We start from the raw sequence: 21829 nt of genomic DNA, 5'->3' as shown, positions 1-21829 counted from the left end.
GCTCGTCTAGCCGATGCGCGGGCATGCGGAAAGGCGCTCCACCCGTGGGGCGGGTGGAGCGCCGGTTCGCCACGCGTGCGGGGGCTGGGCACGCGGGAATTCGCCTAGAAGGCGAATTGCAGGGCGGCGCGCGCGGTCAGCGCCACGTCGCCGAAGCGCTGTTCGGCACCGACTTCGCCGCTCAGGCGGACTTCGGTGGTGCCGGTGATCGCGCGGACGCGGCCGGTCCAGCCGCCGCCGCGCTCTTCCGGATCGAGCGTAAAGGCCGTGCCGCTGCCGAAGCTGGCGGTGGTGCGGCCGATCGCGCCCGAGATGCGTTCGCGCCGGCCGCCCTCGACCTCGATCCGGCTCCACTGCGAATACCGATCGTCGCCACCGAAGTTGATGCCCGCCGCCAAGGTCGCCGTGACCGCCAGTTCGTCGCTGCTGCGCTTGCGCACGGTCAGGTCGTATGCGGTGCCGCCGCCGGTTTCCCGGTACGCGTCCTCGTTGAGCTTGTGATATTCCAGGGCGACGATCGGCCGCAGGCTGAACTGGCCGACGACGTGCTCGTACGACACGGAGCCGGAGCCGGAGTACAGCATGCCGTTCCAGTCGGAATCCGCCCGGCGCTGCACCGTTTCCGATCCGATCGCGCCGTCGAATTGGCGCACCGCGTCGAACGACAGGAAGGCGGCGGAGCCGCGGACCTGCGCGGCCAACCCGCCCCAATGGCCGCGCCAGTGTCCCGCCAGTTCGTACTGGCTGTGGTTGACGCGGTTGACCGCCACGCCCTCGTTGTCGCGACCGCGCAGATAGGCGAACGAGACGCCGATGTTGCCCATCTGCGATTTGCGCTCCAGCCCCCCGCTCATGCCCCAGCCGCGCACGTCGTAGCTGGTGGTGCTGCGCGCGCCCTTGGACGAGTCCCAGCCGACGGGGGCGAGCCACATGCCCCAGCGGCCTTCCTCCGCGAACGACCCCGCGGGGTCGCGCAACTGCCCGGCGGCGGCTCGCGACGCCAGCGTCACGCTCTCGAACACGCCCCCGGCATAATTGGGCAGCATCTGGTCGATCGCGGCCCGGAACGCCGCACCGTCGTAGAGGCCGCGGATCGCCGCGCCGACCTTCGCGTCGCTGCCGATCGCGGTGTCGATCGCGTCGAACGCGCTGGTGCCGGCGGCGTTCAGGCCAAGCTCGGTCCGGGCCTTGCGCGCGACCTCCACCGCAATCTCGTTCGGGGCGCTGGCGACGATCGCGCCCTTGTACAGGAACGGCACCGCCGTGCTCGCCAGCGTCAGGTTGGTCGCGCCGGTCAGGGTGCCGGACCGCAGCACGACGTAGCGGCCGGTGATGTCGGTGCCGCCCGTCACGCGCAGCGCCAACTGGCTGTTCGCGCCGATCGTCGTCGCGCCGTTCACGACGATCAGGTTGCCGGTGGGGTTCGCCTTGTCGAGCGCGACGCTCAGCACCGACTGATCGCCCAGCGTCAGCGACCCGATCGTCGCCCCGCCCGTCGCCCCGAATGTGCCGCCGCCGGATGCGACGGTGACCGCCAGGTTGGCGGCGTTCGTCAGTCGGCCGGCAAAGACGCCCTTGCCGGTGATTGCGAGCACGTCCGCGCCGCCGCCCGCGAAATCGGCGATGCCGTCGAACCGGCCGGTGCCGCCGATCGCCAGCGTGTCCGCACCGCTGCCGAAGGTCGCGGTGCCGGCGAAGATGCTGGCACCGGTCATCTCCAGCCGGTTGCTGCCGCCGCCGAACGATACGTCGCCCGACACCGATCCGGCCTGAAGGTCGAGACGGTCGTTGCCCGATCCGAACCGGACCGCGCCGGAGATGGCCGGGGCGGCGGTCTGGCCGGTGACCGCGATCTGGCGAACGGTCGCGCCTATGGTGTTCGCGGAAAGGTCGATCGCGACGGAACGGGTGGCGTCCGCCCCCGCCGCACCGATCGTGCCGCTATTCTCCACCAGCGTCACCCCACCGGTGCGGTCGAGGATCGCGACCGCGGTCGCTCCCGTCGCGGACGTGCGGATCGCGCCGGTGTTGCGGATCGTCGGCACCGTTGCGCCGCTGTCGATCAGGATCGCCGCCGAGCGCGTATCGGCAACGCCGCCGCCCGTCGCCGTGACGGTGCCGCCGACGCGCAGTTCCGGCGTGGACGCGCCCGCGCCGAAGCGGATCGCTGTGGCGGACGCGCCAACCGCGGTCGCCTGCACCGTGCCGCCGACCGCGACACCCTGCGCGATCGTGACATTGCCGCCGAGCCCGCCGATCGCCAGCGCCGTGGCGGTGACGCCACTATAGACGCCGTTGCCGGTCACCCGTCCGTTGACGATCAGGCCCGCGTTGGGCGCGGGCGTGCCGGCGACCGCGCCGATCGTCACCGCCCGCGTGGCGGAGCCGATCTGGAACGCCGGTGCCGCGCCGTAAGTGACGATGTCGCCGACCTTGCCGGTGGCGTTGGACAGGGTGATGCCGCCGGCCACATCGCCCGCCACGATCAGCGCCGATCCGCCCTGCAACAGGTCGTCCGCGTCCAGCTTCGACACGTCGGCGGGCGCGGTGGTCGATCGATAGCCGGTGCTGCCGATCAGCCCCTCGACGATCAGCGCGCCGCCGATGTTGCCGTCCAGCCGTGCGCCCACCGCATCGCGGCCGGTCGCGGTGATCGTGCCGCCCAGCGTGACGGCACCGGACACGTTTTCGGTACGGACGCCGACGCTGCGGTCGCCCAGCACGTTGGTCTTGCCGCCGTGCGTCACCGCGCCGGTCAGCGGTCCGCCAAGATAGATCCCGGCGGAATCATTGCCCTCTACCGTGATCTCGCCACTGTTCGCGACGGTGCCGGTGAACGCGCCCGCGGTGCGGATGCCGGTGCGTAGGGAGCCCTGAGCGAACGGGCCGTCGAGGTCGCCGTCCTTGTCCGCATCGGTGGCGGTATAGGTCTCGTCGACGATGATCTTGCCGCTGTTCGAGATGTCGCCGCGCACGCCGGCCTGCGCCAGGATGCCGGTCGCGCCGTTCGCGTCGGTGATCTGGATCGTGCCGGCATTGGCGACATTGTTGTTGCTGTCGATCGTCACCGCGACGCCGCCGGTGGGCACGATGCTGCCGGCCGAGGTGATGCTGATATTGTCCGCGGCTCCCGCCCTGACTGTGGAGGTGCGGACCGGCGTCGTCTGTTTCGTGGCGATGCTGGTCTGGGCGGGGGCGGAGGTTGCGACGATCAGGGCGAGCGGCGCGGAGGAGGCGAGGAGCAGGCGGTACACGGAAATTCCCCTTCGGATATCTTCTGACATCCAGACGGAGGCGATGCGCCGGAACCTTGAACGGTGTGTCCGATGTTTAGAAACCTCAGCAAAATCAGATCGTTGGTCCGTGCATGCTGTCGCTGGCCCCGCAAGCGCTCGTCACGCCCGAAGACCGGGAGCGCGGTTTGACCCTGCTCGTTCGGGAGGCAGCCTTTTCCGGCGGTACGGCGGCGTTGACCACCGGCGTGATCCTGACCGCGTTCGCGCTGCACCTCGGCGCGTCGAACGTGATGATCGGCGTGCTGGCGAGTGCCCCGTTCCTCGCGCAGTTGTTGCAGCTTCCCGCGATCGGGCTGGTGGAGCGGTGGCGCAATCGCAAGGCGATCTCGGTCGGCACCAGCCTGATCGGACGGGCGATGCTGGCGGTGATGGCGGTGCTGGCGTTCTTCGCCGGCACCGGCCCGCTGCTGATCTTCCTCGCGGCGCAGGTCGTGCTGTGCGGGCTCGGCGCGATCGGCGCGTGTGCGTGGAACGCATGGATGCGCGACCTCGCGCCCGAAGAGCGGCTGGGACAGGTGTTCGCCCGGCGCACCGCGTGGCTGACCGCGATCAGCGTCGTGCTGGGGCTGGTCGCGGCCCTGGCGCTGGACCGTACCGCGCCGGGCTCGTCCGCACGCGACTGGGTGTTCGCGGCGATGTTCGGTGCGGGTTGCGTCACCGGCCTGATCAGCGCGCGGCTGGTGGCGGGCATGCCGGAACCGCTGATGCCGCCCGCGCACGGCCCGGTGAATGTCGGCGAGCTGGTCCGCCAGCCCCTGCGCGACGGCAATTTCCGGCGGCTGCTGGTGTTCGTCGCCAGTTGGCAGTTCGCGATCAACTTCGCGACGCCGTTCTTCACGATCTTCATCGTCCGGCAACTGCGCTTCGACCTGAGTTTCGTGGTGCTGCTGAGCGTGCTCAGCCAGATCGCCAACATCCTCGCGCTGCGGACCTGGGGAACGCTGAGCGACCGCTATGCGAACAAGTCGGTGCTGGCGGTGTGCGCGCCGACCTACATCGTCGCGATCGTCGCGATGATCGGCGCATCGCAGTTCGGCTCGCGCGAGATCGTGAAGCTGTGGCTGGCGCTGCTCCAAGTCGTCATGGGCGCATCGATCGCGGGGGTGACGCTGACCAGCACCAACATCGCGCTGAAGCTGTCGCCCAAGGGGTCCGCGACCGCCTATGTCGCCGCCAACGCGATGGTCACCGCCGTCGCGGCGGGGGCGGCACCGATCGTCGGCGGCCTGCTCGCCGACGTATTCGCGGCGCGGAAGATCGAACTGATCGCGCGCTGGACCGGGCCGGGCGGCGTGTTCGCCCTGCCGATCACGCTGACGCATTGGGATTTCTACTTCCTGATTGCGGGGATGATCGGCCTGTATGCGATCCACCGCCTGTCGCTGGTGGAGGAGCGCGGCGAGATCGAGCGGCGGGCGATGGTCGGCCAGTTGCTGGTCGAGACGCGGCGCACGATCCGTAACATCTCCACCGTCGCCGGCCTGCGCGCCGCCACCGACCTGCCGGGAACGCTGCTGCGCGACGCCCGCCTGCGCACGCGCCTCCGCCGGGCGCAACAGGCGAAGGCGACGCGGGAGTCGGAGGTAACCTGATTTATTTCGCGGGGCGTTCGGTGGGGTAGGGGTGCCGTCGACAGCGCCGGCAGCGTGAACGGTGATAGCGGGAACGGATATGACCAGACTGATCGCAGGCGGTTATGCAGGACCGGGCGCACGCGGGCTCTATCCGCTGGAACTGACGGCGGACGGCGTGCTTCAGGTCGGCGATCCCGTCGCGCCGGTCGTCAACGTGTCCGCCGGCGTGGCGCTGCCCGGCAGCGGCCGCTGGTTCGTGGTCGACGAGGCGGCGGCGCGCGTTCATCTGCTCGACGCGACGGCCGGGTGGCTGTCGCTGGCATCGTTCGCATCGGGGGGCGTCGACCCCTGCCACCTCGCGCTGTCAGGGGCGGGGGATCTGCTGGCGGTGGCCAATTACGGCGACGGCGTGGTCGCGCTGTTCCGGCTCGATCCGGAGACGAACCGACCGCTCGGCGCGCCGTCGATCCACCGCAACGCAGGGAGCGGACCGAACCCGGAGCGTCAGGCCGGTCCGCACGCGCACTGGGTCGGGTTCGGGCCGAACGATGTGCTGTACGTCGTCGACCTGGGCATCGACCGCATCCTGAAATTTCATCCGCAGGGCGGCGTGCTGGGGGAGGCGACGCTCGCCCATGTCGCCCCGTCCGGATCGGGACCGCGGCAACTGGTGTTCCACCCGACGCGGCCGATGGCGTATCTCTTGAGCGAACTCGCGTCGACGCTGACGGTGCTGCGGGTCGGCGGCGGCGGCGGGCTGACCGCCGAACGCAGCTTTCCGATGCTGCCGGCGGGAACGCAGACGGAGAGCCTGGGTGGCGCGATCGCGCTCAACGCGGAGGGCACGCGCCTCTACGCCAGCAACCGCGGCCACGACAGCATTGCGACCTTCGCCCTCGACGCGGTCGGCGACGTCACGCCGCTGGGGCACACCCCGACCGGTGGCCAGTCGCCGCGATTCCTGCTGCTGTCCGACGATCACCTGCTCGTCGCCCACGAACAGGCAGGCGGCGTCACCCTCCTGCCGCTGGATGCCGATGGACTGCCGCAGTCGTCCACTGTCCGCGCCGACGTGCCGGGTGCCTGTTTTCTGGGAGTTTTGTCCGCATGAAAGCCGCGCTGAAGACCGATGACGGTCGCTTCACGATCGAGGATGTCGAGGAGCCGGTGCTGCCCGCGGCCGACTGGGTCAAGGCGCGCGTCCGCATGGCCGGCATTTGCGGCACGGACCTGCGCCATTGGAAGAAGCCGGACGAGCATCTCGCCTGCTGCATCATGGGCCACGAACTCGCGGGCGAGGTGGTGGAGGTCGGGGCCGACGTGACGAACGTCGCGGTCGGCGACCGGGTGCTGATTGAATCGGTGCTCGGCTGCGGCCATTGTGAATGGTGCCGGGTGCGTCAATACAACCGCTGCCCGGACCTGTACGCCACGCGCCGCGCCAGCGTGTCGCGCGCCTATGCCGAATATGTCGTCGGGCCGGCGCACAAATTCTATCGCCTGCCCGACGCGATCGGGTTCGACGATGCGTCGCTGCTCGACACCTATGCGGTGTGCCTGCACGCGCATCACCTGTCGGGACTGACGGTCAACGCCAAGGTCGCGATCGTCGGCGCGGGTCCGATCGGGCTGGGGCAGGCGATGCTCGCCAAGGCGGGCGGTGCGGACGTGCTGATCGTCGACACGGTCGATCACTCGCTGGCGGTCGCGCGCGAGTTGGGTGCCGATCATACGGTCGACTCGTCGTCCGAGGACCCGGTCGCGGCGGTGATGGCGATGACGGGAGGGCGCGGCGCCGACATCGTCTTCGAATGCGTCGGCGGCGAGGAAATGCCGACGACGCTGCCGCTCGCGACGACCCTGGTGCGGCGCGGCGGCAAGGTCGTGATCGTCGGCGGGTTCGAGGATGGCGAGACGAGCATCCCGCTGGAGTGGCAGCGTATCCAGATGTCTGAGATCACGCTGATCCCCAGCGCGAGCTTCGCGTTCCACGACATCTATCCCGAGCAGGCGGAGGTGCTGGAACTGGTCGCGCGCGGCAAGCTCCAGACGCAGAAGCTGATTACGCACCGCTTCCCGCTTGATCGCATCAACGAAGCGTTCGACATCGCGCAGGACAAGGCGCGGACGGGGGCGATTTTCGTGGAGCTGACGATTTAGGGGGTGAGGACAGTCAGTCCACCCCCCCCGTCACCCCAGCGGAAGCTGGGGTCTCCTGAGGCGGCGCTGTCCGCTACCACAGGGAGACCCCAGCTTCCGCTGGGGTGACGGCAAAAGTTGAGATGGCGGGGGCGGAGGCTGACAAAGAGGCCGTGGCGGCGGTGCTTATAAAGTAACCCGGCGACCGTTCCCTACCGGCCAGAATGCCCGTGCGGAACTCGCCGCGTCGTCCGTGTCCTCATCCAGGGCTTCGGCAACGGCTTCCACCACCTGGAAGCCGGCGCACGGGTCCAGCATGCACGCGTGCCGGTGGAGCGGGCTGCCACCGTCGAGCCGGGCGGGGCCGACGACCACCACGCGGACGCCGCGGTCGATCGCGGCATCGAGCGCAGTGGACAGGCCGCGACCGGGCAGCTCGTGGTTGACGATCAACGCCGCGGGAGCGTGCCGGTCGAGCAGCGTTTCCAGTTCCGCGACATCGGCGGCAACGCCGGCGACACGTCCGCCAGACGCAACGATGGCGTTGCCGAGATACGCGGCGCGGTAGTCATTGGCGACAGCGATCGCCACGCGCGTGCCGTCCAACCGGTCGCGCCGCATCGCGCGGTCGGGCGCGTGCGTCGGCAGGGGAGCGTAGGTCTGTTTCACGTCGGACACTTTCGATCGTTCTGATGCGGGAGTGTCCTCCCTTCGCTGGCACAACGCATTGATCGCCATCAGCCGGCGGCGGATTTCGTCGCATCCGGCGGGCGGCGCGTCGAGCCTCGCCGCGATCTGCGTAACCCAGGTCAGAGGGGGGAACCGGCTGCCGTCGCCCTCATTATTTCCGCGAGATAAATCGCAGGATTACAGTATGTTGACGTTAGTTAAGTCAACCGACGAACTGGCGGAAGCCGCCGATCGCGACGGCTGGTTCTCCCCGGAGAGGAGGGCCGCGTTGCTGGCCGTGCTGCGGTTGCTCGCGGCGCGCGGGTACACCTTCGTCACCGCGACTCCGGCGACGCATGCGCGCGTCGTCAAGCGGCCGACACGGCGAGTCGCGAGCAATCTGCGCGACGTGCTCGGCTGGAGCCTGCCGTTCGAGCGCGACCTACTCGACACGGAGATGTTCGACGCGCTCCACGCCGCCGGGATGATGGCGGAGGTGGAGAACGGGCGCTTCGCCGCGCTGCTGCGCGTGTCGGCGGTGGAGGGGACGCTGTTCCTGCATTCCGCGTATCCGACGACCGATCACGACTCGGTGTTTCTCGGTCCCGACAGTTACCGGTTCGCCCAGTGGGTCGCGGCGCGGCTGCTGCCATCGGCGCATCGCATCCTCGATTACGGCGCGGGGGCCGGGGTCGGCGGGATCGTCGCGGCGCGGGAAACGCGGGAGCCGCATCTGACGCTGGCCGACATCAACCCCAAGGCGCTATTCCTGGCGAGCATCAACGCCGAATTCGCCGGAATCGATCACGGCACCGTCCATGCGCAACAGCCGAGCGACGTGCCGGGCCATTACGACCTGATCGTGACGCACCCGCCGTTCATGATCGACGAGGGGCAGCGCGCGTATCGCGACGGCGGCGACCTGTACGGTGCGCGACTGTCGCTGGAATGGGTGTTGCAGGCCATCGACCTGCTCGCGCCCGGCGGCCGGCTGATCCTGCACACCGGGGTGTCGATCGTCGGGGGGCGCGACGTGTTGCTGGACGCGCTGCGGGAACGGCTGCCGGCGACCGGGCTGGGCATGGAATATCGCGAACTCGATCCGGATATCTTCAGCGAGGATCTGGACCAGCCCGGCTATGTCGATGTCGAGCGCATCGCCGCCGTGGGGCTGGTGATCCGCCGGATGGACGAGCCGGAATAACGCCTGTCGTCGCGACAGGGTGAGGGTGGAGGGCGATCACGCACTCCGCCCTAGTCGCGTCGGCGTCAGTGCGCCTTGGGAAGCTGGTCGACGCCCGATCTCGTCTGGCCGGACGCCATGTCCGCAGTGTGGCGCGCAAACATCAACGCGCCGGCCCCGAACAGCGGCAGGATCGTGAGCACCGCCCACAGCATCGCCGCGCCGCGCGACGCGAGCCGGCCGCGCTTACGCAACGCGATGCCGATCACCAGCAGCACCAGACTGGCGGCAATGGCGATCAGGACGTTCATCAGGATCGTATCGCCGGGTGCGTTCTCGCCCATCTTCGCCTCCCTCGATCAGGCCAGCTTCAACCCCTCGCGGTGCATCAGCTTCGTCAGGTGACGGTTCTGCGCGTCGTCCAGCGTACGGCGCATGCGCGGGAACAGTTCGTCCTCCTCCTCGCGCATGTGCGACTCGATCATCGCGCGAAACTCCTTCACCTTCGGCAGCCACGCGGGATCGTTGCGCGGCATTTCGCCGAGATCGAAGAAATACTGTTTCACATAGCCGTGTTCGTGATTCAGGTGATCGGCCGCCTCCGCCATCTCCAGGTCGCGCATCATCGCGTAGATGCTGTTTTCCTCCTGGAACGCATGCTTGCCGATCGCATGCTTCAGCGTCGTCAGCAGGGTGGTGCGCTTCGCCACCTCGTCTTCGCCGGTGGCCTCGATCTGGTCGAAGATCGTCAGGGCCGCGCGGTGTTCCGCCGCCAGTGCCTTGTCCCAGCTGCCCGCCAGCACGGACGGGGCCTGCACCACCGCCTTGCGCAACAGATTGGCGAGCAGGCCCGCACCGACCCCGACTGCGGCACCGATCGCCACGTTGCGGCTCAGACCGTCGGAGCGCGTCGTTTCGTCGGCCTGATCGCGCAGAGCGTCCGCCTCGACCTCGGTCGCCGCGCCGCCACCGCCGCCGATGTCGCGTGTGGCCTCTGCATAGGCGACGCCCGACGTTTCCTCCACGACGACGAAGGTGCCGCCATCGAGGTTCAGCGCGTGGTCGTATCCCGGCTCCTTCGCGCGCTGGTCGCCGGTGTCGACATCGCGGGTGGCGTTGCCCTGCTTGTCGTCGGGCTCCGGGGTTCCGTAGATATGGGGTGCATCGCTCATCGGGCCATCCTGCGATCGTGGATCGAAACCAGAGCAACCCTCCGCCATGCGGAGGGTTCCGTTATATAACTTGCATTATCAATGTGTTGGATGTCGTCAGCGATGTTCAAGCGACGTGCGATCTTGATTATTCCGCCGCCTCCGTGCTGTCCCCGGTTACCGCCGCCGCGTCATGCGGTACGGTCATGCGACGTCGGACAGCTTTGGCTTCGGCGGCATGATCGTGAACCAACGTGAGTGGGAAATCGGCTGCTATTGAACGCCGATCTTCGGCCACCTTCGGGATTGTTTGGTGATAGCGCTACCGCTAAGCTGACTGAATAATATCATATAGGGAGAGCGGTGATGATGCGGCGACTCGTGGCACGAGCCATGTTCCATAGTCTGCGACCCGTGCAAGTTGGCCTGATAGCGGCGGCCTGCGCCGCAGCTCCGGCCCTGGCGCAGGACGACAAGATGGTCGTGATCCCGGTCCCGGCGCAGCCGACCGCGATACCCCTCGACACCGGCAAGCTGCCGGGCGCGACTGCGCCCGAAGCGTGGCATCGCCAATATGGCAGCGTCTTCGCGCGCAACGTCACCGTCGCGACGCTGACGCCGTTTCTTCCCGATCCTGCCAAGGCCACCGGCACTGCCGTGGTCGTCGCGCCCGGCGGTGGTTTCCGGACGTTGTCGATGGAGAACGAGGGGTGGGACGTGGCGCGGGCGCTGGCGGCGAAGGGCGTCGCGGCATTCGTGCTGAAGTACCGGCTGAACCCGACGCCGGAAGACATGAAGGGGTTCGAGGCATCGATGACGGCGATGTTCTCGGCCACCGCACGGCCGCCGCGGCCGAACCCGCGCGACGCAGCAGCTGGCATCGCGCCGCAGATCGCCGATGCGCGCGCCGCGTTTGCGCTGATCCGTCGTCGCGCCGGCGAGTGGCACGTCGATCCGGCCCGCGTGGGTATGGTCGGCTTCTCCGCCGGCGCGATGCTGACGATGGCGACGGCGCTGTCCGGCAACGATGCCAAGCCCGCCTTCGTCGGCAACATCTACGGGCCACTGGCGGCGGTAACGGTCCCAGCCGGTGCGCCGCCGCTGTTCGTGGCGCTGGCGGCGGATGACCCGTTCTTCGGCAATGGCGGCTTCGGCCTGATCGATAGCTGGCGGACTGCGAAGGCTCCGGTGGAGTTTCACCTGTTCGAGCAGGGCGGCCATGGGTTCGGCATGTACCCGAAGACGACGACCAGCACCGGCTGGTTCGAGGAGTTCGCCCGCTGGATGGACATGCATGGTTGGCTGAAGCCGCGGTCGTAAGCCGCGTTGCTAGGTCACTGGTCGTCAGTCGGGCACGCGCCAACTCTCCTCGTCTATCGCCGCCTCTGCCGTCCGGCCGAGATGCCGGTAGAAATTTTCGAAGATCGGAACGGTGAAGGTGACCAGGACCGGGTCGGCACCCGGTTCCTTGAAGGTCAGCACGACGAAGCGCGTGCCCGTCTCGTCGATCATCAGGCCGGTTTCGATCGCGCCAGGGCCGCTGGGGCTGATAACGGTTTCTGTCATGTGGATCAGCTCGGGTGGGCTGCGCTTTCGGTGGCGGCGTCGCCACTCTCGGTCGGCACGGTAGCGGGGTCCAAGTCTGCGTTTAGGGCGGCAACATCCGCGTCGGCATCTTCGGACAGGCGCATCTGTTCGTACGCGATCTCCAGATCGGCAACGCCCGAACCGGTGGGCTGAATCGGCAGGTCGCCGAAGCCTTCCGGGGCGGCTTCGTTCGTGGTGTCGGTATCCGTGGCTCTGGGATCGATCATCATGCTCTCCTGTACGCTGTCATCGAGGCAGCAACGCACCGCACGCCGGCTGGTCGCATGATCGGGTGCTGATCCCATCGCGCGGCTCCGCTAAAGGCCCGACATGGCGCAACGGCGAGGACCCAGCACACGGCGTAAACCGGCCACGCGCAGAACCGGCGCCAGCAGGCGAACGGCGCGGCGGCGGACTGCGTCGCAACGCCGCTGGTTCCTGCTGCTGGGTGTCGTCGCGGCTGTCATCGTCGCGGCGACCTGGATCGGGTCGTTACCTCTGACGGTCGCGCCGCCGAACGTGGCGAAGCCGATGTCGATGGCGGCGGCGCGGGCGTCGAACGCGAAGGTGCCGATCGTCTATAGCCGTTTGCGGCGCGCGGCACGCTTTCGGTTTCGTGGTGGCCCGGCGGCGCGCGAGCAGGCGGCCGAATGTCTCGCCACCGCCGCGCTCTACGAAGCGGGCAACGACCGGCGGGGGCAGCGGGCGGTGATGCAGGTCGTGCTGAACCGCGTCGGTGCGCGGGGCTTTCCGAAGACGGTGTGCGGCGTCGTGTATCAGGGCTCGTCGCGGATCACCGGCTGCCAGTTCTCCTTCACCTGCGACGGATCGATCCGGCGGCGGACGATCCATGCTGGCTGGGCCGATGCACGGCGGGAGGCGCGGCGGGCGCTGTCGGGGCGCGTCTACCCGGAGGTCGGGCGGGCGACACATTACCACACAGACTGGATGGTCCCGTACTGGCGCGACTCCCTCGTCAAGGTCGCGCGGATCGGCACGCATCTGTTCTATGTCCGATCATGAAGCGTCGCGATTGACGATCGGGCGTGGTCGCCAGCATCATGATGTCATGACAAAAGTATCGCTGCGCCGCCTCGCAATCTGGATGTTCGCCGCGCTTCTGGGATCCATCGCGACCGGAGCCGCGGCGTGCCCGCTGGGACCGGGGGGCGCGGGTCGCTTCTCGCCGGGGCCGGATGTCGCGCCGGTGGACGTGCGTGTCCCCGCCGGCTGGACGGGAGCAAGGCCGGCGCCGCTCGTCATCCTGCTGCACGGCAGCATGGGGACGGGCGCGCAGATGCTGCACAGCACCGGTCTGGCAGAGACGGCGGATCGGCACGGTTTTCTGATCGCCTACCCGGACGGCGGCATCGCCGCGAAGAGCGGCTTCGTGTGGAACATCCCCGGCGTGCCGACGGCGGAGGGGAGGGTCCCCGGTCTGGGCGACCGCGACGATGTCGCGTATCTCACCGGCCTGATCGATGCCCTGGCGGCCGCGGGCTGCGTCGATCCGCGGCGCGTCTATGTCACCGGACTGTCGGGTGGCGGGCGAATGGTGTCGTGGCTGGGCTGCGTCGTGCCGGAGCGGTTCGCGGCGATCGCCCCCGTCGTGGGGCTGCGGGCTGGCAATCCGCTGGGATCCGATCCGACGCGGCCCGATCCGGCCACCTGCCGGCCGCGCACGCCGGTCGCTGTGATGGCATTCGCGGGCGACAAGGACACGACCAACCCCGTCGACGGCGGGGGTGCGGGATACTGGCAGTACACGATGCACGCGGCGGAGCAGCGCTGGGCACAGCTCGACGGCTGTACCGTGGTGCCGACGACGCGCTGGGTATCGGCGGGGGTGTATGAGGAACGCTATGCCGGCTGCCGCGGCGACAGCGAAGTGGTCGCGCGCGTGTCCGTGGGGCGAGGGCATGAGTGGGTGGTCGACAACGAGGCGCTGTGGGCGTTCCTGTCTCGTCACCGGCGTCCGTAGGGGAGGGGCTCAGCCGCGTTGGGAGCGGGGCAGGCGGCGTTCGACCAGCAGCACGGCGGCACCGGCCAGGAGCAGGCACAGCGCCAGGAACAGCATCGGTGCCAGATCGCTGCCGGTATCGTCACGGATGCGGGGCACCACCGTCTGCGCGATGAAACCGCCGAGGTTGCCGACCGAGTTGATCGCCGCGAACCCGGCGGCGGCGCCCGCGCCGGACAGGAAGCGCGGCGGAAGGGTCCAGAACACCGGCTGGCCGGAGAAGATCGCGGGTGCGGCGATGCACAGCAGCGCGAACTTCAGCGCCGCGCCGGGCACGATCACGCTCGCGACGAGGCAGACCGCCCCGATCAGTGCCGGGCCGACGATGTGCCAGCGCGGGTCGGCGAAGCGCGCGGCGTGGCGCGGCACCCACCACAACGCGAGCGCGACGAGCAGCCACGGGATGACGTTGAGGAAGCCGTTGACGGTATTCGACACGCCGAAGCCCTTCACGATCGTCGGGAGCCAGTAGCTGAGGCCGTAGGCGGCCAGCGGGAAGCCGAGATAGGCACCGCACAGCATCAGCACGCGCAGATCTGCGAGGGCGCGTAACGGGTTGCCGTGCGCGACGATCCCCGCCGCGGCGCGTTCCGCCGCCAGCGTCTCCGCCAGCCAAGCCTTCTCCGCCGCCGGCATCCACGGCGCGTCCTCCGGCCCGCGCGGCAGCCAGCGCAGGACCGCGGGCACCAGCAGCAGAGCCGGAACCCCGGTGGCGAGGAACACCCACTGCCACCCGCGCAGACCCAGCGAGCCGTCGAGGTCGAGCAGCATGCCGCCGATCGCGGCGCCGACCGCGTTGGCGAAGGCGCTGGCGACCATGAACAGGCCGATCGCGCGCGCGCGGTGCGCCTGCGGGAACCACAGGGTCAGGGCATACAGCACGCCGGGGAAGAACCCCGCCTCCGCCACGCCGAGCAGGAAGCGCAGCACGTAGAACATGGTCTTGTTCGGCGTAAAGGCGAGCAGCAGCGTGACGACGCCCCAGCTCGCCATGATCCGCGCGAACCACAGCCGCGCGCCGACGCGTTCGAGGACGAGGTTGCTCGGGATCTCGAACAGGCAATAGCCGATGAAGAACAGCGCCGCACCGAGCCCATAGGCGGCCTCGCTCAGCCCGAGGTCGCCGACCATCTGCAACTTGGCGTAAGACACGTTCTGGCGGTCGATATAGGCGACCATGTAGATCAGGCCGAGCAACGGGATCAGTCGCGTCATCACTCGCCGGACGGTGCGGTCGCCCATTTCGTCCATCGTCCATCCTCTCGCCGTCTTGCCCCTTGTTCGGGTAATCGTCAGCGCGCGCAAGCCTTTGCTAGTCGTCGGAGGCCGGGACCTGCACCGCGGTCTCCAAGTTGGGGACGAGCAGGTGGACGAGCAGGAGGGCGATGAGATAGGCGCTGCCGGCCCACAGGAAGACGGGGACGTAAGTGCCGACGGTTTCCAGCACCCGTCCCACATAGTTCGACATGATCATGCCACCGACTGCGCCCGCCGCGCCGCCGATGCCCATTACGGAGGCGACGGAGGTGCGCGGGAAGGTGTCGGACACCATCGTGTAGAGGTTGGACGACCAGCCCTGATGCGCGGCGGCGGCGAGGCCGATGATCGCGACGGCGGCGATCAGGCTCGACACGCTGCTGGCGAACACGATCGGCGTGACGAGGATGGCGGAGACGAGCAGCGCCAGCTTGCGGCCGGCATTGACGCTGTACCCGCGCTTGATCAGCGCCGACGACAGCCAGCCGCCGCCGATGCTGCCGACATCCGCCAGCAGATACACCGCGATCAGCGGCGGGCCGAACGTCTTGAGGTCGAGGCCGTGCCGCTTGGCGAAGAAATCGGGCAGCCAGAACAGGAACAGGTACCACACGGGGTCGGTCAGGAACTTGGCGACGACGAACGCCCAGGTCGCACGGCGACGGAAGAGCTGGCGCCACGGGATCGGCGCGGTGCCCGCGTCGTTTTCCTGATCCGAGGTGATGTAGGCGAGTTCCTGCGCGGTGATATGCGGATGCTTCTCGGGCGCACGGTAGAAGAATAGCCAAGCAACGAGCCATATGAAGCCGAGCAGGCCGGTGATGAAGAATGCCGCCTGCCATCCATAGTTGAGTGCGATCAGCGGCACGACGATCGGCGTGGCGATCGCGCCGACATTGGCGCCGGCGTTGAGGATGCCGGCGGCCAGCGCGCGTTCCTTCTTCGGGAACCACTCGGCGACCGACTTGATCGCGGCGGGGAAGTTTGCGGACTCGCCCAGCCCCAGCGCGAAGCGCGCCGCTGCGAACCCGCCGGGGCTGCGGACGAAGGCGTGGACCAGCGCGGCGAGGCTCCACACCGTGATCGCGGCGGCGTAACCGAGCTTGGAGCCGATCTTGTCGATGATCGGTCCGCAGGCGAGCAGGCCGATCGCGTAGGCAGCCTGGAACCAGAAGACGATCGTGCCGTAGTCGATCTCCGACCAGCCGAGCTCGTTCTGCAACGTCGGCTTCAGGATGCCGATGACCTGCCGGTCGATATAGTTGATCGTCGTCGCGAAGAAGAGCAGCGCGCAGATCACCCAGCGGACGTTGCCGCCGGCCCTGGTCGGGGAGGGAGCGGCGACCGCCACGGTGGATCCGTTCACGCATACTCTCCCGGGCTGGTACCGCACGGTCCGCAATCGGCCGGTGCTTGTCGAAGCGTGTGGGCCACCGATCACCCTATGACTGGTGAAGGGGCGGCAGACGCGTGCGCAGCGGTCGCATGGGCGATGCCGCGTTCCAGCCCGCGCAACTCCGCAAGACCGCGCATCCGGCCGATCAACGAGTATCCGGGCAGCGTCGTCTTCGACAGATCGTCGAGCATCTGGTGCCCGTGATCGGGCCGCATCGGGATCGACCGCCCCTCTCTGGTCTGCAAATCATGGATCGCGGCGACAAGCCCCACCATGTCGGCATCGCCCTCCAGATGCGGCGCTTCGTGGAAGGCACCGCCCGGTTCGCGCTGAACGGAGCGTAGATGCAAAAAGCCGATCCGGTCACCCAGGCGATCGATCATCCCGGCGAGATCGTTGTCGCCGCGCGCACCGAATGATCCTGCGCAGAAGCACAGCCCGTTGGACCGGTTGGGCACCCGCCGGAACAGGGATGCGACGTCCGCCTCGGTGCTGACCACGCGGGGCAGACCGAACAGGGCGAATGGTGGGTCGTCGGGGTGAACGACGAGCTGAATGCCGAGTTCGTCGGCGAGCGGGCACACCGCCTCCAGAAACGCGACATGGTTGGCGCGCAGGGTTTCCGGATAGATGCCGTCATATTCGGCCAGCGCCTGGCGAAATTGTTCGCTGGTGAACGCTTCCTCGCTGCCCGGAAGACCCGCGATGATCGTGCGTTCCAGCCGATGCCGCTCGTGCTCGCCCATTGCATGAAAGCGGCGAGCGGCACGGTCGATCAGGTCCGGGTCGTAGGATGCTTCGGCACCGGCCCGGCGGAGAATGTGGAGGTCGTAGACGGCTGCCGCCTCCAGCTCGAACCGCAGGGCGAGCGCGCCGTCCGGCATCGCCCAGGCCAGGTCCGTGCGCGTCCAGTCGAGCACGGGCATGAAGTTATAGGTGACCGTGCGAATGCCGCACGCGGCCAGATTGTGCAGGCTCTGTCGGTAGTGATCGATCAGCGCATCCCAACCGGGATTGCCGGTGGCACTGCGGGTCTTGATGCCCTCATGCACGGGCAAGCTCTCGACGACGGTCCAGTCGAGCCCAGCCGCCTCGATCTCGGTCTTGCGGGCGACGATCGCGTCGGTGGACCAGATGTCGCCATTGGGAATCTCGTGCAAAGCCGTCACGATGCCGGTGGCGCCGGCCTGTCTGATGTCGCGCAACCTGACCGGATCAGACGGGCCGAACCAGCGCATCGTTTCGGTCATCATCACCGTCTGGGCGTCCTCTCTGCCGTGGCGGCCGTTCCGCCGCTCACCTCCGCACAAGCCTAGCATCCACAAATCTGATAGGCCAGAAGCAAAGATGCTGTCAGGCCAAAATGCGGACGGATGCTGGCTTGGGAACGGCGTGAAAAAAAAGGTGCACCGTGCGGTCGCGCGATGCACCTATCGTGTGATCGGCATCGGTAGGAAAGGCGATGCCGACCTGGGGACGATCCTGTTATGTGTCGCGTCAGAACTGAAAATTGACGGCCAACGCATAGGTCCGGCCGAAGTAAGCCGTGTACAACGGATCCTTGCGTGTAGTGTCGACGGTCAGGCGGTTGGTCTCGTTCGTGATGTTCGACACCTCGGCGATCAGCTTGATATTCTCGCTGATATTGTAGGATGCGGAGGCGTCGACGAAGATCGAGCTGGCGTTGGACGTCGAGTCCGCATCGACCGATCCGCTGGGCACCGCGGTCAGGAATGCGGCGCGGTAGTTGACGGTGGAGCGGATGCTGAACCGGTTATCCTCGTAATAGAGCGTGCCGCTGGCGGTTTCCGGCGACAGGCCGACGAGCGGCGCGGTGCGGGTCAGCGTCGACGAAATGACATAGTCGATGTTCGACCGCACGCGCGTGAAGTTGGCGAGCGCGCCGAAGTTGCGCAGCACGCCCGGCAGGAAGGTGAACGGCAATTGCACGTTGACCTCGAACCCGCGCAGCGGACCGCCCGGTGTGTTGTTGCTGCGCTGGACCGTAAACTGGTCTGTCGGCCGCAACTGCGTGCCGTTCAGCAGCGTCAGCGGCAGGCCGATATCCTGGAACGCCACCGACTGGCTGGTCGTCTGGATGTAGGTTTCGATGTTCTTGTAGAAATACGCGACCGAAATCAGCGAGCCGGGGGCGAAATACCATTCGAGCGAGGCATCGAAGGTGTTGGCGCGGATCGGATCGAGGAAGGGGTTGCTGAACGATGCGGTCTGGATCACTAGATTGGCGGAGCCGGCGGGGATCAACTGACCGTAGGAGGGTCGCGACATGACGCGCGCGGCGGAGGCGCGGGCGATGAGTTCGGGCGTGATGTCCAGCGCCAGATTCATCGACGGCAGCCAGTCGTCATATTTGCGGCCGACGTTGGAGATCACGAAGCGCGACGGATACAGCGATCCCGCCGGAGCCGCCGTGGTGATGGGGCCATAGGTGTCGAGATTGGTGTGGACGTAGCGAACGCCGGCATCGCCGCGCAGCTTGAACGGGAGGATGTCCTCGGTGTTGAACTTGGCCATCAGATAGCCGGAACTGTATTTCTCCTCGACGCCGCCGAACGTGCCCTTAGCGCATTCGACGCTGCAATAGACATAGCTGTCGAGGCCGACCGCCGAGCGGAACTTGTCCGGATCGATCGAGACGAAATCCTGTAGCTGACCATCGAGGTTCTTGCCGACACCGCTGGTGACGAACGAGAAGTCGGCGATCGAGACGCCGGCGGGCAGCGCCAGCGGGGTATTGGTCGCCAGTTGCCGTTCGCGCGCGGTGTATGTGTTGGTCCGGTACTGGCCGCCGAACTGCAGCGTGAAGTTGCGAGCCGCTTCCCATTCGCCGTTCAGTTCGAACGTCTTGCTGGTGATCGTGTTGCGGCGAATGAAGTTCGACAGCTGACCCCGCTGATCGCCGTTCGACAGGGGCGGACCGTAGCCGAACAGCGCCGGGTTGGTCGTGTCGATGCCGTAGTCGATCTTCGGAATGTCGGCATTGTCGCGAAAGTCGATGCCCCAGTTGCGCGTGTCGTTCGAGTCGATCGCGACCTGAAGGCGGTTCACGTCGAGGCGCGACTGGTTGATGCCGGCCAGACCGAACACGCGGAACGTGTCGGAAAAGCGGTGATCGACGTTGAGATTGGCCTGCTTGTATTCGGACTTGAACTTCTCGTCCTGCATTTCGGAACGCAGGTCGACACCGTCGAACAGGCCGTGGATCAGCGAGCCGTTCTCATCGACCTCGATATCGCGCACCGACGTCAGCGGCTGGCCGTTGTTCGAGATGGCGCGGCCGAACGAGCGGGCGTCGAACATCGTGTCGAGCCGCGCGACCTTGAAGCGCGAATACAGGCCGTCGATCGAGATGTCGGTGTTGTCGCCCGGCTTCCATTGCAGCGTCAGCGATCCGGCGAGGCGTTCCTGGTTCTGGCTGCTCTTCACCGGGCGCGGCAGGCGGGGCAGGTAGACGCCGCCACCGGGGCGCCCGTTCACGCCGGTGCGGGCCATGATGTAATCATAGGCGGCGGCGGTGCCGGTGCGTGGATTGCCGGTGCTGCAATTGTTCGCGTCCGCGCCGATCGCGACGCCGTTCGGCTGGGTGTAGCCGGGGACGGGGCTGGTCGCGGGCGCGCCGCGGAAGGTGTAGCCGACCGGTGTACAGAAGGGGAAGATCACGCCGGCGTTGGCGGTTCCGGCCGGCTGCGCCAGACCGTAGACGGTGGTCGGCACGACATCGACCGCCGAATACGCGTATTCGTCGATGTGCCGCTTCGAATAGGCGACGGTGCCGAGGATACCGAACGTGTCGCCGAGCTTCTTCGATACGAGCGCCGACAGGCGCGGGTCGACGTCCTTGCGGATGTCGTTGTAGATTCCGCGCGCGGTGCCGGAGAAGATGAAGTCCTTCTTCTGGTCGAACGGCTTGGGTGCGCGCAGGTCGACGGTCGCGCCAAGCGAGCCTTCCTCCACGTCCGCCGACAGCGTCTTGCGCACGGACAGCGACGAGAAGATTTCGGTGGGAAAAGTCACGAAGTCGAACGAACGGCCGGTGGCGACGCCGCCGCGAATATCGCTGCCGCTGACCTGCGACACGCCTTCCATGCCGTTGATGCGGACGCGGGTGAACTGTGCGCCGAGACCACGGACGGAGATGTTGCGACCCTCGCCGCCGTCGCCGCGCGACAGGGCGACGCCGGGAATGCGCTGCATCGATTCGGCGAGGTTGGAGTCGGGGAACTTGCCGATATCCTCCGCAACGATGCTGTCGATCGCGGCAGTTTCGTTGCGCTTTTGATTGAGCGCGTTGTTCAGCGCGGCGCGGAAGCCGGTGACGACGATATCGCTGTTCTCGCCGGTGTCGGTCACTTGCGGCGGCGCGTCCTGATCGTTGGTCGCGGCGGCGGGAGACGGAGCCTGCGGCGTCAGCGCCGAGCCGGCATCCTGCGCGAACGCCGGCGTGGCCGCGATCAGGCTCAACAGGCTGATCGAGACGTGAAGGTGGCGCTTATAGCCGTGCTGACAGGTCAAAACCCTCTCCCTTTCGCTGGCTGGCCGCATTTGCTGCGGTCCGGACCGTGCTCCCGGCAGTAGCTTTTGCCCTGCCTTATTGGTCAGATACCAGTGTCAGGCAGGTATGACAACACCGTCTTACATCAGGGCGCGATTGTCCAAGCGTGTCGAAGCTTGTTTCGAGCGATGCCAAAGGTCGAGGGGCATGAGCCCCAATGGTGCTTCGACAGGCTCAGCACGAACGGTTCATGGACGTGCCGTCAGGTTCCACAAGGTTAGACGGAGCGCCTGGCAAGCGCGTGCCGGCGCTGCGTGGCTTCTGCCCGTGCGCGCTCGACGGCCTCGGTTTCGGTTACGTCGAGCAAGTGGTCGATGACGCGGGCGAGATGGTCGCGCATGGCGTTGCGGGCGTCGACGGGCGAGCGGGCTTCGAGTGCGCTGAGGATGCGGCCGTGTTCGGCCATGCGGCTTTCGGTGCCGAGGCTGCCGGCCTTGAGCAGCACTTCGCGCGCCAGCGGGGAGCGGAAACGCATGTCCCAGAAATCGGTGACGGCGGCGATGATGACGGCGTTGCCCGTCGCCTCCGCGATGGCGATGTGGAAGCGGCGGTCGGCGTCCTCCGCGGCGCTGTTGTCCGGCTGCTGCATTTGCGCGAGCAATGTCCGCAATTCAGCGAGTTGCGCGGCATCGATCTCCGTCGCGGCGACCGCGGCGACCTCGCCCTCCAGCAGGCGGCGGGCCTCCGTGATCTCGAACGCGCCGATATCGAGTTCGCGGTCCGCGTCGGCGGTGCCGGTGGCGAGCACGAACACGCCGGACCCTTTGCGCGCCTCGACCATGCCCTGCATTTCGAGGGCGATCATCGCCTCGCGAACGGTAGGGCGGCTGACCTTGAAGCGTTCGGTCAGGTCACGCTCGGCGGGCAGGCGCGATCCGACCGGAAACAAGCCTGCGGCGATGTCGGCCATGATCGCGTCGACGATCTTGCGATACAGCTTGCCGCCACTCTCTGTCTTGCGCATTCTGGGTCCTTGCATTCGCT

18 protein-coding genes are annotated in these 21829 nt (G+C 67.6%); 7 read left to right on the top strand and 11 right to left on the bottom strand.

Translation table 11 applies throughout. The features are described from left to right. Positions 1 to 104 precede the first annotated feature (104 nt). Complete coding sequence (locus tag AC0CH8_RS01760) at positions 105 to 3254, bottom strand: autotransporter outer membrane beta-barrel domain-containing protein (RefSeq protein WP_465238430.1); 3150 nt, start codon at positions 3252 to 3254, stop codon at positions 105 to 107. 113 nt (positions 3255 to 3367) lie between these two features. Here AC0CH8_RS01760 and AC0CH8_RS01755 point away from each other — a divergent pair, with 113 nt between their 5' ends. The 3 genes from AC0CH8_RS01755 (at position 3368) to AC0CH8_RS01745 (ending at position 7030) form a co-directional block, all read left to right on the top strand. Next, on the top strand, positions 3368 to 4888 hold the full coding sequence (locus tag AC0CH8_RS01755) for an MFS transporter (protein WP_465238429.1): 1521 nt from the start codon (positions 3368 to 3370) through the stop codon (positions 4886 to 4888). A 79-nt stretch (positions 4889 to 4967) separates the two neighbouring features. After that, positions 4968 to 5981, top strand: coding sequence for a lactonase family protein (locus AC0CH8_RS01750; RefSeq protein ID WP_465238428.1), 1014 nt, complete (start codon positions 4968 to 4970; stop codon positions 5979 to 5981). Continuing rightward, on the top strand, positions 5978 to 7030 hold the full coding sequence (locus AC0CH8_RS01745; protein ID WP_465238427.1) for a zinc-dependent alcohol dehydrogenase: 1053 nt from the start codon (positions 5978 to 5980) through the stop codon (positions 7028 to 7030). The genes AC0CH8_RS01750 and AC0CH8_RS01745 overlap by 4 nt, the downstream gene beginning before the upstream one ends. A 165-nt stretch (positions 7031 to 7195) precedes the next feature. Here the strand turns inward: AC0CH8_RS01745 and AC0CH8_RS01740 are convergent, their stop codons facing one another. After that, positions 7196 to 7678 (bottom strand): hypothetical protein, encoded by a 483-nt coding sequence (locus AC0CH8_RS01740; RefSeq protein ID WP_465238426.1) that lies wholly within the window; start codon positions 7676 to 7678, stop codon positions 7196 to 7198. Positions 7679 to 7883: 205 nt separating this feature from the next. Between AC0CH8_RS01740 and AC0CH8_RS01735 the strand changes: the two genes are divergently transcribed. After that, positions 7884 to 8882: a methyltransferase gene (locus AC0CH8_RS01735; RefSeq protein WP_465238425.1), complete on the top strand. Its 999-nt coding sequence runs from the start codon at positions 7884 to 7886 to the stop codon at positions 8880 to 8882. Positions 8883 to 8947: 65 nt separating this feature from the next. Here the strand turns inward: AC0CH8_RS01735 and AC0CH8_RS01730 are convergent, their stop codons facing one another. Beyond that, positions 8948 to 9205 (bottom strand): hypothetical protein, encoded by a 258-nt coding sequence (locus tag AC0CH8_RS01730; RefSeq protein ID WP_465238424.1) that lies wholly within the window; start codon positions 9203 to 9205, stop codon positions 8948 to 8950. 15 nt (positions 9206 to 9220) lie between these two features. Continuing rightward, on the bottom strand, positions 9221 to 10033 hold the full coding sequence (locus tag AC0CH8_RS01725; RefSeq protein WP_465238423.1) for a hemerythrin domain-containing protein: 813 nt from the start codon (positions 10031 to 10033) through the stop codon (positions 9221 to 9223). Positions 10034 to 10405: 372 nt separating this feature from the next. On the opposite strand from AC0CH8_RS01725, the gene AC0CH8_RS01720 reads away from it, so the two are divergent. Then, complete coding sequence (locus tag AC0CH8_RS01720) at positions 10406 to 11332, top strand: alpha/beta hydrolase (RefSeq protein WP_465238721.1); 927 nt, start codon at positions 10406 to 10408, stop codon at positions 11330 to 11332. 24 nt (positions 11333 to 11356) lie between these two features. On the opposite strand, the gene AC0CH8_RS01715 is transcribed toward AC0CH8_RS01720, so the two are convergent. Both AC0CH8_RS01715 and AC0CH8_RS01710 read right to left on the bottom strand, forming a co-directional pair. Beyond that, entirely contained in the window at positions 11357 to 11578 is a 222-nt protein-coding gene (locus AC0CH8_RS01715) for a hypothetical protein (protein ID WP_465238422.1), read from the bottom strand. A 5-nt stretch (positions 11579 to 11583) separates the two neighbouring features. Next, the gene (locus AC0CH8_RS01710) at positions 11584 to 11829 is read right to left on the bottom strand and encodes a hypothetical protein (protein WP_465238421.1); all 246 of its coding nucleotides are present in this window, start codon (positions 11827 to 11829) and stop codon (positions 11584 to 11586) included. Between the two features lie 100 nt (positions 11830 to 11929). Here AC0CH8_RS01710 and AC0CH8_RS01705 point away from each other — a divergent pair, with 100 nt between their 5' ends. Further along, positions 11930 to 12622 carry a cell wall hydrolase gene (locus AC0CH8_RS01705; RefSeq protein WP_465238420.1) on the top strand — a complete coding sequence of 231 codons (693 nt, stop codon included), beginning with the start codon at positions 11930 to 11932 and terminating at the stop codon, positions 12620 to 12622. Positions 12623 to 12668: 46 nt separating this feature from the next. After that, positions 12669 to 13580: a CE1 family esterase gene (locus AC0CH8_RS01700; RefSeq protein ID WP_465238419.1), complete on the top strand. Its 912-nt coding sequence runs from the start codon at positions 12669 to 12671 to the stop codon at positions 13578 to 13580. A 9-nt stretch (positions 13581 to 13589) separates the two neighbouring features. Here the strand turns inward: AC0CH8_RS01700 and AC0CH8_RS01695 are convergent, their stop codons facing one another. The 5 genes from AC0CH8_RS01695 to AC0CH8_RS01675 form a co-directional block, all read right to left on the bottom strand. Next, complete coding sequence (locus AC0CH8_RS01695; RefSeq protein WP_465238418.1) at positions 13590 to 14870, bottom strand: MFS transporter; 1281 nt, start codon at positions 14868 to 14870, stop codon at positions 13590 to 13592. Between the two features lie 61 nt (positions 14871 to 14931). Continuing rightward, the gene (locus AC0CH8_RS01690; RefSeq protein WP_465238417.1) at positions 14932 to 16242 is read right to left on the bottom strand and encodes an MFS transporter; all 1311 of its coding nucleotides are present in this window, start codon (positions 16240 to 16242) and stop codon (positions 14932 to 14934) included. Positions 16243 to 16313: 71 nt separating this feature from the next. Continuing rightward, positions 16314 to 17525 (bottom strand): mannonate dehydratase, encoded by a 1212-nt coding sequence (gene uxuA / locus AC0CH8_RS01685; protein ID WP_465238720.1) that lies wholly within the window; start codon positions 17523 to 17525, stop codon positions 16314 to 16316. 244 nt (positions 17526 to 17769) lie between these two features. Then, positions 17770 to 20805, bottom strand: coding sequence for a TonB-dependent receptor (locus AC0CH8_RS01680; RefSeq protein ID WP_465238416.1), 3036 nt, complete (start codon positions 20803 to 20805; stop codon positions 17770 to 17772). Between the two features lie 257 nt (positions 20806 to 21062). Beyond that, positions 21063 to 21809, bottom strand: coding sequence for a FadR/GntR family transcriptional regulator (locus tag AC0CH8_RS01675; RefSeq protein ID WP_465238415.1), 747 nt, complete (start codon positions 21807 to 21809; stop codon positions 21063 to 21065). Positions 21810 to 21829 lie beyond the last annotated feature (20 nt).

The organism is Sphingomonas sp. AC435, from assembly GCF_979253005.1.
Note: the sequence above shows the minus strand (reverse complement) of the source record. Positions and strands in the feature narration are given on the sequence as shown.

Excerpts from the sequence above, each read along its gene's own strand:
- AC0CH8_RS01755 (WP_465238429.1), top strand. The coding sequence starts at position 3,368 with ATGCTGTCGCTGGCCCCGCAAGCGCTCGTCACGCCCGAAGACCGGGAG.
- AC0CH8_RS01750 (WP_465238428.1), top strand. The coding sequence starts at position 4,968 with ATGACCAGACTGATCGCAGGCGGTTATGCAGGACCGGGCGCACGCGGG.
- AC0CH8_RS01745 (WP_465238427.1), top strand. The coding sequence starts at position 5,978 with ATGAAAGCCGCGCTGAAGACCGATGACGGTCGCTTCACGATCGAGGAT.
- AC0CH8_RS01735 (WP_465238425.1), top strand. The coding sequence starts at position 7,884 with ATGTTGACGTTAGTTAAGTCAACCGACGAACTGGCGGAAGCCGCCGAT.
- AC0CH8_RS01730 (WP_465238424.1), bottom strand. The coding sequence starts at position 9,205 with ATGGGCGAGAACGCACCCGGCGATACGATCCTGATGAACGTCCTGATC.
- AC0CH8_RS01725 (WP_465238423.1), bottom strand. The coding sequence starts at position 10,033 with ATGAGCGATGCACCCCATATCTACGGAACCCCGGAGCCCGACGACAAG.
- AC0CH8_RS01720 (WP_465238721.1), top strand. The coding sequence starts at position 10,406 with ATGTTCCATAGTCTGCGACCCGTGCAAGTTGGCCTGATAGCGGCGGCC.
- AC0CH8_RS01715 (WP_465238422.1), bottom strand. The coding sequence starts at position 11,578 with ATGACAGAAACCGTTATCAGCCCCAGCGGCCCTGGCGCGATCGAAACC.
- AC0CH8_RS01710 (WP_465238421.1), bottom strand. The coding sequence starts at position 11,829 with ATGATGATCGATCCCAGAGCCACGGATACCGACACCACGAACGAAGCC.
- AC0CH8_RS01705 (WP_465238420.1), top strand. The coding sequence starts at position 11,930 with ATGGCGCAACGGCGAGGACCCAGCACACGGCGTAAACCGGCCACGCGC.
- AC0CH8_RS01700 (WP_465238419.1), top strand. The coding sequence starts at position 12,669 with ATGACAAAAGTATCGCTGCGCCGCCTCGCAATCTGGATGTTCGCCGCG.
- AC0CH8_RS01695 (WP_465238418.1), bottom strand. The coding sequence starts at position 14,870 with ATGGACGAAATGGGCGACCGCACCGTCCGGCGAGTGATGACGCGACTG.
- uxuA (WP_465238720.1), bottom strand. The coding sequence starts at position 17,525 with ATGATGACCGAAACGATGCGCTGGTTCGGCCCGTCTGATCCGGTCAGG.
- AC0CH8_RS01675 (WP_465238415.1), bottom strand. The coding sequence starts at position 21,809 with ATGCGCAAGACAGAGAGTGGCGGCAAGCTGTATCGCAAGATCGTCGAC.